The sequence below is a fragment of the Pedobacter miscanthi genome, assembly GCF_032678605.1.
Taxonomy (GTDB): Bacteria; Bacteroidota; Bacteroidia; order Sphingobacteriales; family Sphingobacteriaceae; genus Pedobacter; species Pedobacter miscanthi_A.
In genome coordinates, this window is the sequence record NZ_JAVTSU010000013.1 from 60,293 (window position 1) to 77,010 (window position 16,718).

At 39.3% G+C, this 16,718-nt stretch carries 10 protein-coding genes; 4 read left to right on the forward strand and 6 right to left on the reverse strand.

Translation table 11 applies throughout. From position 1 onward, the window contains the following. Positions 1-51: 51 nt before the first annotated feature. Complete coding sequence (locus R2R28_RS19200) at positions 52-1,392, reverse strand: TolC family protein (protein WP_316827298.1); 1,341 nt, start codon at positions 1,390-1,392, stop codon at positions 52-54. 79 nt (positions 1,393-1,471) lie between these two features. Between R2R28_RS19200 and R2R28_RS19205 the strand changes: the two genes are divergently transcribed. The 3 genes from R2R28_RS19205 to R2R28_RS19215 all read left to right on the forward strand — a co-directional run bounded on the left by R2R28_RS19205 (position 1,472) and on the right by R2R28_RS19215 (position 7,874). Beyond that, positions 1,472-2,140 carry a polysaccharide deacetylase family protein gene (locus tag R2R28_RS19205; protein WP_316827299.1) on the forward strand — a complete coding sequence of 223 codons (669 nt, stop codon included), beginning with the start codon at positions 1,472-1,474 and terminating at the stop codon, positions 2,138-2,140. 497 nt (positions 2,141-2,637) lie between these two features. Then, entirely contained in the window at positions 2,638-5,403 is a 2,766-nt protein-coding gene (locus tag R2R28_RS19210; RefSeq protein ID WP_316827300.1) for a bifunctional aconitate hydratase 2/2-methylisocitrate dehydratase, read from the forward strand. 191 nt (positions 5,404-5,594) lie between these two features. Further along, positions 5,595-7,874: an aconitate hydratase gene (locus R2R28_RS19215; protein ID WP_316827301.1), complete on the forward strand. Its 2,280-nt coding sequence runs from the start codon at positions 5,595-5,597 to the stop codon at positions 7,872-7,874. 1,406 nt (positions 7,875-9,280) lie between these two features. On the opposite strand, the gene R2R28_RS19220 is transcribed toward R2R28_RS19215, so the two are convergent. Further along, positions 9,281-9,718: a DUF2007 domain-containing protein gene (locus tag R2R28_RS19220; RefSeq protein WP_316827302.1), complete on the reverse strand. Its 438-nt coding sequence runs from the start codon at positions 9,716-9,718 to the stop codon at positions 9,281-9,283. 228 nt (positions 9,719-9,946) lie between these two features. After that, positions 9,947-11,284, reverse strand: a complete 1,338-nt coding sequence (locus R2R28_RS19225) for a GH1 family beta-glucosidase (RefSeq protein WP_316827303.1) — start codon at positions 11,282-11,284, stop codon at positions 9,947-9,949. Between the two features lie 434 nt (positions 11,285-11,718). Between R2R28_RS19225 and R2R28_RS19230 the strand changes: the two genes are divergently transcribed. Continuing rightward, positions 11,719-12,636 (forward strand): gliding motility-associated C-terminal domain-containing protein, encoded by a 918-nt coding sequence (locus R2R28_RS19230; RefSeq protein WP_316827304.1) that lies wholly within the window; start codon positions 11,719-11,721, stop codon positions 12,634-12,636. 3 nt (positions 12,637-12,639) lie between these two features. Here the strand turns inward: R2R28_RS19230 and R2R28_RS19235 are convergent, their stop codons facing one another. The 3 genes from R2R28_RS19235 to R2R28_RS19245 all read right to left on the reverse strand — a co-directional run bounded on the left by R2R28_RS19235 (position 12,640) and on the right by R2R28_RS19245 (position 16,714). Further along, the gene (locus tag R2R28_RS19235; RefSeq protein ID WP_316827305.1) at positions 12,640-14,034 is read right to left on the reverse strand and encodes a c-type cytochrome domain-containing protein; all 1,395 of its coding nucleotides are present in this window, start codon (positions 14,032-14,034) and stop codon (positions 12,640-12,642) included. A 1-nt stretch (position 14,035) separates the two neighbouring features. Beyond that, positions 14,036-14,968 carry a sugar phosphate isomerase/epimerase gene (locus R2R28_RS19240; protein WP_316827306.1) on the reverse strand — a complete coding sequence of 311 codons (933 nt, stop codon included), beginning with the start codon at positions 14,966-14,968 and terminating at the stop codon, positions 14,036-14,038. 234 nt (positions 14,969-15,202) lie between these two features. Continuing rightward, positions 15,203-16,714, reverse strand: coding sequence for a DUF1501 domain-containing protein (locus R2R28_RS19245; protein ID WP_316827307.1), 1,512 nt, complete (start codon positions 16,712-16,714; stop codon positions 15,203-15,205). Positions 16,715-16,718 lie beyond the last annotated feature (4 nt).

Below are 16,718 nucleotides of genomic sequence, written 5' to 3' on the forward strand. Positions count from 1 at the left end.
GGTTGTAAAGTTGAAAGGTTTTAATGTTATACTTTGCTTTCAGTTTTAGCCTTAAAAAACAATCTGTTTACCTAAGTAATAATCGATTACCTTGGCACGGAACAGTAAATCGTATTTCGCTAAGATAAAATCTATTTCGGCTTTGTTTCTATTGGTTTGTGCAGTGCTATAATCTAATGAGTTTACCAACCCCACATTATAACGTTGATCGATTACATAAAAAGCATCTTTCTGGGCCTGAAAAGCATTTTGGGTAGAAGAATAACGGCTTTGTGCGGCTCCAAGATCGGCTACTGCCTGGTTAATTACTTTAATCAGGTTATTTTTTGAAATCTGCTCATCAGTTTTACGCTGCATCCAGACAATTTTTGCTTTTCTAACCGACGAACGTGTTGTAAAACCATTAAAAATCGGAATTGAAATACCCATATTAACTGATTGGGCGAAGTTATCAGATAACTGAGTAAAAAAAGGATTGTTCCCAGGTAAGCTAAACTGGTATTGATAGAAAGAGCCTAAGCCTCCTCCAAATGTAATTCTTGGATAATAACTTCCTTTGGCAATATCAATTGCTTTTTCTGCTGCTTTTGTATTCAAATTTGCCAATTTGATATCGGGAAAGGTATTTAAAGCCTGGTTATAAATATCGTTAGGTACATAATTGCTCTGGATATTATTTAATTCGTTAACCAATGGTGGCTGCACCTTAAACGTCATTGGTGGCTGGATTTCCATCAACTGGCCTAAAGTTAGATAAGATATGGTTAACTGGTTTTGTGCATTGGTTAAATTAAGTTCGGCGGTTGCAGCCTGCGATTTGGCCTGCGAAATATCGGCTAAAGTTTTGTTACCAACATCTAAAAGTGCCTGTTCTCTTTTTAAGGTAGAGTTGGCTACATCTAATTGTTGTTTGGTAGCTTTAACCTGATCTTCGTTATTTAAAACCTGCAAATAAGCCGTTACCACTTGTAAAATAAGATCATTTTTCACCTTTTCTACATTGGTTTGATCTGCAGCTAACAACAACTTATTCTGCCTGATCTGATTAAGCTGAGCACCGCCTCCAAATACCAGCACATTAGCCGATAAACTTGGGCTTACACTATAGTTTTGAGTGTTTAGAAATAAACCTGATGTTACCTGGCTCCTTCCCCACCTCAGAGATTGATCGATACCACCACTTAATGTAGGTAAAAGCGCATTTTTAGACTGACGTACATTTTCTTCACTCAAAGCAGCCCCAAAAGCAGCTTGTTTGATGTTTAAATTGTTTTTCAAGGTATTTTCTACAGCCTGCTGAATGCTGATCACTTCTTGAGCCTTAATTTGCTGACTAAAACTTAATGCCACTAATAACGCAGATCCGGTAATTAACTTATTCTTGGTAAACATCTTCATAATTTGTTTCAAATCTATATAAACAACTTTAATAATTTCAATCTGTACAGGCATTTACTAACTTTGAGTCTAAATGTACCTGATCAAATCACCGCTTCTGCTAAAATGGTATTATCCATCACTGTTATGGAATAAATCCCGCACCGAAAAAGTTATTTATTTGACCTTTGACGATGGACCCATACCCAATGTTACAGATTTTGTATTAAAAACTTTGAAAGTCTTTAATGCAAAAGCTACATTTTTTTGCATTGGCGATAATATTGTAAAACACCCCGATGTTTTTGAACGTGTAAAAAACGACGGTCATGCTATCGGCAACCATACTTTTAACCATTTAAAAGGATGGAAAACTGATAATGAAACCTATCTCGAAAATACACTAAAATGCCAGAAACTCACACAAACCAATCTTTTTCGCCCACCTTACGGAAGGATTAAGAAGAGCCAGATCAGAAGTTTGGAGTCGTTAGTTTGGAGTTCGGAGTCTAAAGCGCCAAACAACTCCCAGCTCCCAGCTCCCAGCTCCCAGCTTAACATTGTGATGTGGGATGTGCTCAGCGGCGATTTCGACATCAATCTTGCTCCCGAAAAATGTTATCAAAACGTAATTAAACATACAGAAAATGGTTCTATAATTGTTTTTCACGATAGTTTAAAAGCATTTGATCGTTTATCTTATGCACTCCCAAAAGTATTAGCCTATTTTAGCGATAAAGGTTTCACTTTTTCAACGCTTTAGCCTTAAGCTAATCTTGTGCCAAGGCCTTTAATCCAAAAGAAACAACTGATTAACAAGTAGTTATTATGATAAAAAATAAATAACTGTTCAAAATCGTACAAACCTGTCCGTTAATGAACGCTTATGGAATGCTCAGAAATTTTCATGCTTAATTATAATGTTGGATTAATCTTTCAGCTTTCCCTGATAAGCAATCCATCTTTCGGAAATACCAGGGGATTAAAATCATCAATACACATTCTGTTTTTTCATATTTTATATACTTTTAAAGCCTACCATTTAAACCTTTAACTGTTGTTTAGAATAATTCCAAATTACTTAATCGCCTGCTTAAATTACATTTAAAGATTGCTTTTTGTTATTTTTGCTTTAAGCATAAAAACTGAGTTTTTATGCTTAAAAACCACAAATTAAAACGTAAATAACAGTATTCTTTTGATGAAAAGTATTGTGCTTTTATTGCGCCATCTTAAAGCAAAAAGAATAAAATATCCAAGATGAGTATTTATAACGATTATATCCAGGAGATTGAAGACAGGAAAACCCAGGGTCTTCACCCTAAGCCGATTGATGGAGCCGAATTATTAAGTGAAATCATTGATCAGATCAAAAATGTAAATAATTTTAACAGAGCAGATGCTGTTAATTTTTTCATATACAACATCTTGCCCGGTACTACCGCAGCAGCAGGTGTAAAAGCCGAATTTTTAAAAGAAATTATTTTAGGCGGAACTACAGTTGCAGAAATCACACCTGATTTTGCTTTCGAATTGTTATCGCACATGAAGGGTGGACCTTCTATTAAAGTGCTATTGGATATCGCTTTGGCTGATAATGGTGACAAAGCCCATAAAGCCGCCAATGTACTTAAAACACAGGTTTTCTTGTACGATGCAGATACCGATCGTTTAAAAGAAACTTACAACAATGGTAATGATATTGCCAGAGAAATATTGGAAAGTTATGCCAGGGCTGAATTTTTTACAGAATTACCTGCCATTGCCGAAGAAATTAAAGTGGTTACGTTTATTGCTGGTATTGGTGATATTTCTACCGATTTATTATCGCCAGGTAACCAGGCGCACTCCCGTTCTGATCGTGAATTGCATGGTAAATGTATGATTACGCCGGAGGCCCAGGAGGAAATCCAGGCATTACAGGCATTACATCCTGATAAAAGTGTAATGTTGGTGGCTGAAAAAGGCACGATGGGTGTAGGTTCTTCACGTATGTCGGGCGTAAACAATGTAGCCCTTTGGACGGGTAAACGCTCGAGCCCGTACGTTCCATTTGTAAACATCGCTCCAATTGTTGGTGGTACTAATGGTATTTCGCCAATTTTCTTAACCACTGTTGATGTTACAGGCGGTATTGGTATCGACCTTAAAAACTGGGTGAAGAAAACTGATGAAAATGGCAATGTGCTTCGTAACGAAAACGATGAGCCAATTTTAGAGCAGGTTTATACTATTGAAACAGGTACTGTTTTAACAATCAATACAAAAACCAAAAAATTATACAATGGTGATCAGGAGCTAATTGATATTTCAAAAGCTTTAACACCACAAAAAGTAGAATTTATCAAGGCAGGTGGCTCATATGCCATCGTATTTGGTAAAAAAATTCAAACTTTTGCGGCTAAAACCCTAGGTATCGAAGCTCCATTAGTGTTTGCCCCGGCGAAAGAGGTATCGATCGAAGGACAAGGTTTAACTGCTGTTGAAAAAATCTTTAACAGGAATGCAGTAGGTTTAACAGCAGGTAAGGTTTTACACGCTGGATCTGACGTTCGTGTAGAAGTAAATATTGTAGGCTCTCAGGATACTACAGGTTTAATGACGGCCCAGGAATTAGAAGCCATGGCCGCTACAGTGATTTCTCCGATTGTTGATGGTGCTTATCAATCAGGTTGCCACACGGCATCTGTTTGGGATAAAAAAGCCCAGGCAAACATCCCTAAACTGATGAAGTTTATGAATGAGTTTGGTGTGATTACTGCCCGCGACCCTAAAGGTGAATATCATGCAATGACGGACGTTATCCACAAAGTATTGAACGACATCACGATTGATGAGTGGGCAATTATTATTGGTGGCGACTCACACACGCGTATGTCTAAAGGTGTGGCTTTCGGTGCAGATTCTGGTACGGTAGCCTTAGCACTGGCAACCGGTGAGGCTTCTATGCCAATTCCTGAATCAGTAAAAGTAACCTTCAAAGGTGAGATGAAACAACACATGGATTTCCGTGATGTGGTTCATGCAACACAATTGCAGATGTTGCAACAGTTTGATGGCGAAAACGTATTCCAGGGTCGTATCATCGAGGTACACATCGGTACTTTATTAGCTGATCAGGCTTTTACTTTTACAGACTGGACCGCAGAAATGAAAGCAAAAGCATCGATCTGTATTTCGCAGGACGATACTTTGATCCAGTCTTTAGAAATCGCTAAAAACCGCATTCAAATCATGATAACCAAAGGTATGGACAACCATAACCAGGTTTTACAAGGCTTAATCAATAAAGCAAATAAACGTATCGAAGAGATTAAAACGGGTATCAAACCAGCTTTAATGCCAGATGATAATGCCAAATATTATGCTGAAGTTATAATTGATCTTGATCTGATCCAGGAACCAATGATTGCTGATCCAGATGTGAACAATGTAGACGTTTCTAAACGTTATACACACGATACCATCAGAGATTTAACTTATTACGGTGGTGATAAAAAAGTAGACCTTGGTTTCGTAGGTTCTTGTATGGTGCATAAAGATGACCTGAAAATTGTATCTCAAATGTTGAGAAACATAGAAACGCAAACGGGTAAAGTAGAGTTTAAGGCTCCACTGGTAGTTGCGGCTCCTACTTACAATATCATTGATGAGTTAAAAGCAGAAGGCGACTGGGAATATTTACAGAAATACTCCGGATTTGAATTCAGCGATGCGTTACCTAAAAGTTCTGCACGTACGGAGTACGAAAATATTATGTATTTAGAGCGCCCGGGTTGTAACCTTTGTATGGGTAACCAGGAGAAAGCGGCTAAAGGCGACACTGTAATGGCTACATCAACCCGTTTATTCCAGGGCCGTGTGGTAGAAGATAAAGATGGTAAAAAAGGTGAATCTTTACTGGCATCTACACCTGTAGTGGTACTTTCTGCCATCTTAGGTCGTATTCCAAATATAGAAGAATACAAAGTAGCGGTAGAAGGTATTAATTTAACAAAATTTACCCCTATTTCTACAAAACAATAAGAACAATTAAACCTATCATTTGTTGATATAAAGGGGCTATCCGGTTTTACCAGATAGCCTTTCTGTTTGGTGTAAAAATTGCATAGAATGTTTTTAAATAACACAATTTGACAATTCTCAAAAACAACTCTGTTAAAAATTGTTTAATTTAGGTAGCGTCATTATTGACAATAATTTAAAAAAAATAAAGTATGGCTTTTGATATAGACATGATTAAAAAGGTTTATGCAAACTTTGGTAGCCGCGTTGAGGCTGCCCGTAAAGTAGTTGGCAGGCCTTTAACATTATCTGAAAAAATATTATATGCACACCTTTGGGATGGAGATCCTAAAAAGGCATTTAAACGTGGATCTGACTATGTAGATTTTGCACCAGATCGTGTAGCGATGCAGGATGCAACTGCACAAATGGCATTATTACAGTTTATGCAGGCCGGCAGGCCACAAGTGGCGGTTCCTTCTACCGTGCACTGCGACCACTTAATTACGGCTAAAGAAGGTGCCGCAATAGATTTACCTCATGCTAAAACAGAAAGTGCTGAAGTTTTTGATTTCTTATCTTCTGTATCCAATAAATACGGTATCGGTTTCTGGAAACCAGGGGCTGGTATTATTCACCAGGTAGTTTTAGAAAATTATGCTTTTCCTGGTGGAATGATGATCGGAACGGACTCGCACACGGTAAATGCAGGTGGTTTGGGTATGGTTGCTATTGGTGTTGGTGGTGCTGATGCCTGTGATGTAATGGCTGGTTTACCCTGGGAGCTTAAATTCCCTAAATTAATCGGCGTTAAATTAACAGGAAAATTAAACGGCTGGACTGCTGCGAAAGATGTTATTCTTAAAGTTGCCGGTATCCTTACCGTAAAAGGTGGTACAGGTGCAATTGTAGAATATTTTGGCGACGGTGCTGTTAACTTAAGCTGTACCGGTAAAGGTACCATTTGTAACATGGGTGCCGAAATTGGCGCAACTACTTCTACCTTCGGTTACGATGAAAGCATGGAACGTTATTTACGTGCTACAGGAAGAAATGAAGTTGCTGATGAAGCCAACAAAATAGCGGCTTATTTAACCGGCGATGAAGAAGTTTATGCTGATCCTGAAAATTATTTCGATCAGGTGATTGAGATTGATCTGGATACTTTAGAACCTTATTTAAACGGTCCGTTTACACCAGATTTAGCCACCCCTGTTTCGCAGATGAAGGTGGAGGCAGAGAAAAACGGCTGGCCTTTAAAAGTAGAATGGGGATTGATCGGTTCTTGTACCAACTCTTCTTATGAGGATTTATCAAGGGCTGCTTCTATCGCTAACCAGGCAATTGCAAAAGGTTTGGTAACCAAATCAGCTTTCGGTATTAATCCGGGATCGGAGCAGGTACGTTATACTGCAAACCGTGATGGTTTCTTAAAAACTTTCGAAGATTTAGATGCAACCATCTTCACCAATGCCTGCGGACCATGTATTGGTATGTGGGACAGAACAGGTGCAGAAAAAGCAGAAAAAAATACCATTGTACACTCGTTTAACAGAAACTTTGCTAAACGTGCAGATGGTAACCCGAATACTTTTGCTTTCGTAGCTTCGCCAGAAATGGTTGCTGCAATTGCCATTTCGGGTAATTTGGGCTTCAACCCATTAACTGATACGTTAACAAATGATAAAGGCGAGCAGGTAAAATTAGATCCACCTACTGGTTTTGAATTGCCGACAAAAGGTTTCGCTGTAGAAGATGCGGGTTACCAGGCGCCAGCAGCTGATGGTTCTACAGTTGAGGTTTTGGTTTCACCAACCTCTCACCGTTTACAATTATTAGATCCATTTAGTCCTTGGGAAGGTACTGATTTAAAAGGTTTAAAACTGTTGATCAAGGCTAAAGGTAAGTGTACAACGGATCATATTTCAATGGCTGGTCCATGGTTAAAATTCCGTGGTCACTTAGATAATATTTCTAACAACATGCTTATTGGTGCGGTTAACTACTTTAACGATAAAACCGATACCGTTAAAAATGAATTAACCGGCGAATATGGTCCTGTTCCTGCAACGCAACGCGATTATAAAGCAGCTGGTTTAGGATCTATTGTTGTTGGTGATGAAAACTATGGTGAAGGTTCGTCTCGCGAGCATGCGGCTATGGAACCACGTCACTTAGGTGTTCGTGCTGTATTGGTAAAATCTTTTGCCCGTATCCACGAAACCAACCTTAAAAAACAAGGAATGTTAGGTTTAACTTTTGCCAATAAAGATGATTACGACAAAATCTTAGAAGATGATACGGTTGATATCTTAGGCTTAACAACTTTTACACCTGATCAACCATTAACTTTGGTTTTACACCATGCTGATGGTACAGAAGAATCGTTCCTGGTTAACCACAGTTATAACGCACAACAAATTGACTGGTTTAAAGCTGGTGGTGCATTAAATATTATCCGAGCTGAGGCCGCAGCTAAAGCAGCGCTTTAATTAGTCAACAGTCTTTAGTACTAAGTCTAAAGTCAAAATACAACTCCCGTTTTGTTCATTCAGAACGGGAGTTTTTGTTCTTTTACTAGATACTGTTTAAAATGATGTCTGTTTCTCCAATTTGTCACATTGAGCTTGTCGAAATACCTTAAAATCGTTTTAAAACTCCTTCTACAGGCTATCAATAACAGATTCTAAAAATTGGTCGTCATTCCCGCGCAGGCGGGAATCTTAATGCAACCTGCAATCCCTACTAAGGCATTACGATTGCCAGTCGAGCTGGCAATGACGATTCTATGCACTGTCATTAAACCTCTAATGTATTTGAAAAATTCTAACCTCTACCATTGACGCTATTTTGTAATAGACTAAAAATGAGCAAATTATGCAAGATGTGCATTTCCGTCCAGCTAGGCCTTAGCACCATTTCCCCGTTCTACGTAAATCCGGCCTAACTCCCGATCAAGGCATCGGGATCGGGGGCCACTGTTCTAGCCATACCACTGACTTCGAAAAAAAAATTTTCAGCCGGTGGTTTTTATTTTTTCACTTGCTTTTATTTTTTCAACTGTGTTCAAGCTAGCTTCGCTGGTCTTTTTGGCAGCAAAAAGAAAGAGCCCATCGGCGGCAGTGGACCTGTACCGATTTTCCATCGGTAGCCGAGGAAAGACTGTGCGGATGGACAACGTCACTAATATTGATTTTTATACCATAAATCATCCCTCAGGATGACAAATCTATCATATAGGATTAATCTCTTTATTTTTTTGAAAGCAATTGCAGTAGTGCTTAGGATGAGGCTAGCCCCGCTAATGCTGCTGCTGGTTAGAAGAAAAACCAGCATTCGCGTATATCGGGTTTAGATGGCAAAGACAGTCGCTTTTCGCACGAAAATCCCCTAAACTACCATGAGGGGAGACTTTGTCTTCCTTGCAGGAAACGAACTTTCTAGCCCCGGCCGTAGCGGCATCCCTGAAGCGCAGCGTAAGAATACAGCTGAGAACGGGAACAAACTTTAATAGTTGCCACTACCCTGCGCTTCAAAATGAGAGGATAAATGATTCACTTATTTTTTTGGAAAGCAGTTGCAGTTTTCTTAAGCTGGGTCTGGCCCCGCTAATGCTGCTGCTGGTTAGAAAAAAACCAGCATTCGCGTATATCGGGTTTAGATGGCAAAGACAGTCGCTTTTCGCACAAAGACTCTCTGGACCGCCGTGAGGGGAGACTTTGTCTTCCTTGCAGGAAACGAACTTTCTAGCCCCGGGCGTAGCGGCATCCCTGAAGCGCAGCGCAAGGATACAGCGAAGCATGGGAACAAACCTTAATAGCTTTACTGGCCCAGCGATTCAAAAAATAAAATAAATAATTGCCTTGTTTTTTAGCCATTACAGAAACACCTTCAATAGTTATTCAAACTCGTGACCACAATCGTAACAGTGGTGACACTTATTTGCCTTAATCGGCGTAGTTAGGGTTAAAAAGGCAAGTATAGTTGCCCAAATACTATATTTTTTATCGGTAGCCATTCCATAACCCACATTGGTAGATCCACATTTCTCACAAACTGTTTTATCTTCTCCTGATTCTTCTTCTTCAATAATTTCATCTGATGATTCAAAAGCCAAACTATTATCTTCAGCCAGTAAAGTATTAATCTCCTCTACATCTCTTTCAAAAACAATGAGTTTTACACCGCCAATGGCCTGATTGTAAAGTGGATTTAAGGTTGCAACATTTTCATCAGCCAAAAAACAGGCAAATCCGCTATCTTCCAATTTAGCCTTAATAATATTGGCCTCCATTGGATTGTAATAGGTGCTGTAAACTACTGTTCTATCGTTCATGATGTTAATTTAGGCAAAAAAAAGTTTCCCGCAGATTTAAAACAAAATCGCAGGCTCTTAAAGCATACTATTAGCTAAGATATTAAGATTCCCAATCAGGTTGGGAATGACGCAATGCCAGAATATTATACGCTTTAAATACTCCTGTGGATAAAATTATCCGAAATCAAACTATAAAATCTCTTGCTATAAGCAGTGCTTATGGTAGAATGACTAAGCGTGATAAATCTATTTTTTCAGAAAATCCTGCCACCAATAACCCGAATCTTTAAGGGTGCGTTGCTGCGTTTTAAAATCATTATAAATCAGACCAAATCTTGCTGTAAAACCTTCGGCCCATTCAAAATTATCCATTAATGTCCAGGCCATGTAACCGGTAACATTTACACCGTCATTTTTAAGCTTTAATAAAGCATTAAGGTAGAGTTTAAAATATTCAATCCTTTCGGCATCTTCTACTTTACCATCGGTTAATTTATCATGATAAGCAGCGCCGTTTTCGGTAATGATGATGTTTTTGATATTTGGATATGCCGCAAACTGTTTTACGATATTATAAAAACTATCGGCATTGATCTCCCATCCCATGGCAGTATGTGGTTTTTTACGGCTTTTGGCCTTTACTTCCCAGGCCTGAATTACCGGAATAAAAGCATTGTATTTTACCACTAACGGGAAGTAGTTTTGAAGGCCGACAAAATCAAAATCGAATTTCATCCGGTCCTGTAACCGCCAGGTACCATATTCGATCTGAAATTTCTCCAACAAGTCCCACTCTGCGGTTGGAAAACCCATTCCTTGTGTAGGTTCTACAAACAGGCGGTTCATTAAACAATCTACCCGTTTTGCTGCCAGTATATCATTATCGCTCTGTGTATTTGGAATGATTTCTGAACAGGAAAAAGTGGTACCAATATTTGCCTTACTAATTTCGGCACGTAAAATTTTTCCCCCATCGGCTTGCGCTAAAGCGGTATGTAAAACTGCGGGAAAGAAATTGCTGAGACCTGTTTTTCCAGGTGCATGTACCCCCAGCATATAACCTAAAGAGGTATAACCAAAAGGTTCGTTTAATACGATCCAGTTTTTTACCTTATCGCCATATTCTAAAGCACAAATGCTTACAAAAGCATTAAAAGCGGCGTTGATGCTAAAGCTGGTCCATCCCCCCTCATCTTCTAAAGCCTGGGGCAAATCCCAGTGATACAATGTAACGTAAGGTGTAATTCCATGCAAAAGGCATTCATCAATAAGATGATGGTAAAAACGGACCCCTTCCTGGTTAATTTCTCCCCTGCCTGCCGGTAAAATCCGCGACCAGGCAATAGAAAACCTAAAAACTTTAAAGCCTAAAAGTTTAACCAGTGCTACATCTTCGGCATAACGGTGATAAAAATCGCAGGCTGGGTCCAGCTTATGGTTTTTCTTTATCTTTCCACTTTTTGCGGTAAAAGTATCCCAAATGGAAGGTCCCTTGCCATATTGGGTAGCCGTACCCTCTATCTGAGCCGCAGCAGTAGCTACTCCCCACAAAAAATCCTGACCAAAATCGCTCGCATTAACCATTGTTTACCAATTAATTGCCATAAGTTGCAAGTTTAATATTAACTAATCGTTAACAAAATGAATGATTCGAAATGAAAATAATTTTTAATATTTTTACCTAATGCGCTACTACTCATTAATTTCTTTTCTATTGGTATTATTAAACCTCTATGCCTTTGGAAAATTTACACCCCTATTAATGACGAACTGATAAATGCGATAAATATTACCAATACCAGTGCATATTGTAGTAACGATGCCGAATTTAACAATTTAGAAGCCACCCCGAGCAATTATAATAAAGCTTTAAACTGGCAGGCTGTTGGAAAAGATGTTTGGTTTAAATTTACGGCATCTAAATTTGATGTAAATATTTCTGTTAGCGGAAAAATTGACGGCAATAGTATACGAAGCTCACCTGGGATTTTGGCCCGGGAGTAAAAAGCCAGACTGCTTTGGATAACGACAGTAAAACATTAACCTTTACCGAAACCGGACTCAAAACAATCACATTAACTGTTGAAACCAACGATGGCTGCATTTCTACCTTTAGAAAAGACATTTTAGTAGAGTTGAAGCCTGATAAACCGGAAATCAATAGTAATCAAGCCTTGTACTGCTTAAAAGATATCATAAAATTAGCTGTACCAGCACAAGAAGGTATTACTTACGCCTGGAGCGGGCCGAACAATTATACCGCAACTACAAATGCCATTGAAATTCCGGTAACTGATTTTAATGTGGCCGGTAAGTATCAGGTAGTACTAACATCGGGTACTTATAACTCTGAACCAGCAACTATCGTTATTCCGGCGATTGCCAGAATTCCGGTTGCTAAATTTTATACCGAACCTACGTTTAACGTTAAGTTTTCTGCTCCGGTACCCATTGCTTTTACGAATACATCGCTTTACGGAGATTTTTATGAATGGAATTTTGGCGATGGACTTACTTCTTTCGAATCAAATCCCACCCACATTTATCAGACCGATGGATTATTCAGGATTACTTTAACTGCATTTTCTAAAAACGGCTGTCAAAATTCAATTACACAAGGCGACCTGATCATCAAAAAAAATGCATCTACGTTTGTTCCAAATGCATTCTCACCCAATGGCGATGGGGTTAATGATGAACTGGTTGTTGGTGTAACAAATCTCAGGAAATACAACATCCAGATTTACAACCGCCTGGGCACCCAGGTTTTCTTTACCAATAACATATTTGAAAACTGGAAAGGAACTTTTAAAGGCAACGAACTCCCTGTTGGTGTGTATTATTACATCATATCAGGCATTAACTTATCGAATAGCGGTATTAAATATTCAGGTTCGATAACATTATCAGATAATTATAAGCATATAACAGGTTGATATTTAAGGTGCCTTAACCACAGTAGTATCTTGAGCTAAGGTAGGCACTTTATAATTACCGGTATCTAAACTGGTTTTAGGTAAGAGCTTTTTTATTGCCATTAAATCGGTTTTGTTCACCTTAGTTTGGTACAAATAAAGAAACTTTAAATTTTTAAGCTTTTTTAGTTGTGCTATACCTTTAACAGTAATTTGTGTTCCAACTAAACTTAAGGATTGCAGTTGATCTAAATCTTTTAATGGCCCCAAACCAGCATCGGTTATCTGTGTATTATTTAGGTTTAACCTGGTGAGGTGTTTACAATCTTTAATTGCTGTTAATGTTTGATCGTTTACATTCTTGTTTTCGAGTTTAAGCCAAAGCAGTTGTTTTGCAATTGATCTGATGAGGTCTAAAATGTTTTTCCCCATTGATTGTGCATTAACAAAGTTTGCTGAAAGGTAATTGGTATTTTGTGCAACCGGAACGATGGTAATACCAGCTGCAGTTAGTTTTTTTAGCACCTCATCATCGGCCGCCTGCACTTCATCTGCAGGGATATCGCTGTTTTTTGTCTGTCCGATAGTATTTTCACCTTTTTGTAAGCTCGCTAATATTGGCTTAATTTCATCCGTTTGTGGGAGATCTTTAAATTTCTTTTTAAAATCAGCACCGTTATTAATCCACCATTTTAATAATGCAATTTCATTAGGGCTAAGCTGTGGCTTTTCTTTAGGAGCCATGTGGTCTTCATCGTTTAAAGGCAATAAAATCCGTTTAATTAATTCACTTTCATCGGCTTTGCCACTTACAATGGTATGCCCGTTTTCTCCTCCCTTTAAAATATGTTCTTCCTGATCTAACCTTAATTTGCCCTTCTGTTTTTCGCTGCCATGACAACTGTAACAGCGGCTCTTTAAGAGTGGTTGTATGGCATTTTGATAAACAAAAGCTTCCTGAACATTTGGAATTGCAGGAATGGCGGCTACACCTTTTGTATCGCCTGCTTTAAGCGGAGCCGTTAAATAATCAGAACCATGGGTTAAAGAGCCACCCAAATGACCCGTAATTGAAATCAAAATCAGCAGTATTAAAGAAATTGCGCCCAATAAACTGTTAGACTTAACCTTTTTGTAAATAACCCAAAACACAACTGATAAAATGGCCACGCTAATCCCCATCCATTGATGGTTGCTTACCAATTTACCATCATAATCGCCACCATTGGCTAAAAAATATCCGGTAATACAGGAAACAACTGCACTAAGCGCTCCTAAAAGCAACATGATGGGGATTGCAGGTTTTATATGAGCAAATCTGGTTTTTAACGACAAAAGAATGCAAATACAGGCCAGCATTAAAATCCCAATGGGGAGATGGACAAAAACAGGGTGAAAACGGCCAAAAAATTCTAACATGTTACTGATACCTTTTTCTTAATAAGTTCATCATATAAACATTTATTGCCCACTGATCGGCGAGGGGCTGACGGGTGTAAGGTAAAGTGGGCATATAATCAGCAGGACCAAATTCGGTCAGGATCGTCATTCGTTCACCATTCTTCTTTTTACGCTCAATTACTTGATCCCACCAGGCGAGATGTGCTTTAACAACATTATCCCATTCTGGTGCACGCGGATCGTTTACTTGTGGTCCTTCCGGGTGCCCAATGCGGGAGTGGATATGATCTGTTTTTCCTAAAATAAAATCAATGGTTTGTTTTTGATCAGACAATAAACTTTCGTGCACATTACACCAATGCGAAATATCTAAAGTAAATCTTAAATCCTGATTTTTCTCCGCAAAATTTCTGGCAACATGTGCAGCAAACATCATGCGGCTCCGATGGGTTTCATGATAAACCGGTATGCCCGAAGATTTGCTTTTAGCCGTTACGTAATCGATAATTTTTTTATTCTCTTCGTAGGTAAAATAATCTTTACCTGAATGGCAATTTACATAAACAGGCTTTTGATAGGTATTTGCACAAACTGCATCTAAATTGCTTTTAAATTGAGCAAAATGTTCGGCAGGATTTGCGCTAGAGCCAGCGCACAAAAATCCAATCTGTAAGCCGTGTTTTTTTACAGCATCAAAAAGTTCCTTAATGGCTTTCTCCTCTCCGGGCCACCATACTTCTATGCCTTCATAACCTTCTTTTTTTGCAGCTGCACAAAATTCATCTCTGTTCCCATCAAAACCCCAATCGGTTTGCATAAATAACAATTCGTAACCTGCTTTTGCCTTTATATTTTTAAAGGGATTAGCACTTATATTTTGCATTGGCGCTAACATTGAAGCCGCCGTTACCACTGCTGTATTTTGTAAAAATTTTCTTCTTGTTTGGTTCATTGTTTAATAGTTCATTGGTTCATTAGTCATTGGTTCATTGGTCAATAGTTGATGGTTCACAGCCTCATGGACTCCCGACTTCGGACTAAAGAACTCGTTCATTGGTCAATAGTTAATGGTTCATAGCCTCATGGGCTTCCGACTCCGGACTCCCGACTTCGGACTAAAGAATTCGTCCATTGGTCAATAGTTGATGGTTCATAGCCTCATGGACTTCCGACTTCGGACTAATCTTTAAGCTACAACCTCGGTTATCACCTTCCCAGCCACATCGGTTAACCTAAATGGCCTGCCTTGAAAAGGATAGGTAAATTGTTCATGATCGAAGCCTAACTGATTTAAAATAGTAGCCTGAATATCGAAAGCATCTACTTTTCCGCTGATGGCACTGTAACCTATTTCATCAGTTTCGCCATGGGTAAAGCCTTTTTTCACACCTCCACCGGCCATCCATATCGTAAATGCCTCTGTATGGTGATCTCTGCCTTTAAACGGATTCTGAATTCCATTCCGGTTTTCCATCATAGGGGTACGGCCAAATTCTCCGCCCCATACCACTAAAGTTTCTTCTAATAAACCCCGTTGTTTTAAATCGAGTAGTAAGGCCGTTATGGGCCTGTCGATACTTCTGCATTTGTTTTTTAATCCAACATTCAGCGAGTTGTTCGGACTGTCGCCGTGTGCATCCCAGCCCCAATCGAACAACTGGATGTAACGCACACCTTTTTCTACCAGTTTTCGGGCAAGTAACACATTATTGGCAAAACAAGCTTTACCTGGCTGTGTGCCATACATTTCGTGGATATACGCAGGTTCATCATTAATGTTCATCACTTCTGGTGCCGATATTTGCATGCGGTAGGCCATTTCATATTGGGCTATCCGCGATAAAATTTCAGGATCGTTATATTCCTGATATTGCTGTTCATTGGCTTTATTGATGGCTTCGATAGAGGCTTTTCTCAGGTCTCTGTTCATTCCATCGGGATCTTTGATAAATAACACCGGATCGCCCTCACTCCTGCATTGTACCCCCTGATAAACGGATGGTAAAAAACCACTTCCCCAAACACTCTTTCCGGCATCGGGAAAACTACCCCCACTGGTTAATACCACATAACCTGGCAGGTTCTGGTTTTCTGACCCCAAACCGTAGGTTACCCAGCTACCCATACTTGGCCTGCCGAGGCGTGGCGAACCGGTATGCACCAGAAGTTGTGCAGGAGCATGGTTAAACTGATCGGTTTTTACGGCTTTTAAAAAAGTCACGTCATCTACCATGGTAGAAAAATGCGGTAAATTATCGCTTACCAAGGCGCCAGATTGACCATGCCTGGCAAAATTAGCCTGCGGACCGAGCATTTTAGGCACTCCCGTGATAAAGGCAAACTTTTTACCGGCCAATAAAGAAGGTGGACAGTCCTGCCCGTCCATTTTCATTAGCTCGGGTTTAAAATCGAATAGTTCCAATTGTGATGGCGCGCCAGCCATGTGCAAATAAATTACACTTTTAGCTTTGCCTACCAGCGGAGGCGATTTTGGCAATAACGGATGTGCAGGATCGTAAGCAATTTTGGTTTGTTTGTTTGAAAAAAGGTTACCACAGCTACCCAATAGCGAACCCATTGCCAAAGCCCCTAATCCCATAGCACTCTCTTTTAAAAAGTGACGCCTGGAATGTAACCTGGCATTTGCTTCATGTGCTTCTTTAATTAACCGATGTGCATTTAATTCGTCTCTCGTCATAACC

Coding starts and splice junctions, on each gene's coding strand:
- R2R28_RS19220 (WP_316827302.1), bottom strand. CDS start 9,718: ATGAACGATAGAACAGTAGTTTACAGCACCTATTACAATCCAATGGAG.
- R2R28_RS19225 (WP_316827303.1), bottom strand. CDS start 11,284: ATGGTTAATGCGAGCGATTTTGGTCAGGATTTTTTGTGGGGAGTAGCT.
- R2R28_RS19215 (WP_316827301.1), top strand. CDS start 5,595: ATGGCTTTTGATATAGACATGATTAAAAAGGTTTATGCAAACTTTGGT.
- R2R28_RS19205 (WP_316827299.1), top strand. CDS start 1,472: ATGTACCTGATCAAATCACCGCTTCTGCTAAAATGGTATTATCCATCA.
- R2R28_RS19235 (WP_316827305.1), bottom strand. CDS start 14,034: ATGTTAGAATTTTTTGGCCGTTTTCACCCTGTTTTTGTCCATCTCCCC.
- R2R28_RS19240 (WP_316827306.1), bottom strand. CDS start 14,968: ATGAACCAAACAAGAAGAAAATTTTTACAAAATACAGCAGTGGTAACG.
- R2R28_RS19200 (WP_316827298.1), bottom strand. CDS start 1,392: ATGTTTACCAAGAATAAGTTAATTACCGGATCTGCGTTATTAGTGGCA.
- R2R28_RS19245 (WP_316827307.1), bottom strand. CDS start 16,714: ATGACGAGAGACGAATTAAATGCACATCGGTTAATTAAAGAAGCACAT.
- R2R28_RS19210 (WP_316827300.1), top strand. CDS start 2,638: ATGAGTATTTATAACGATTATATCCAGGAGATTGAAGACAGGAAAACC.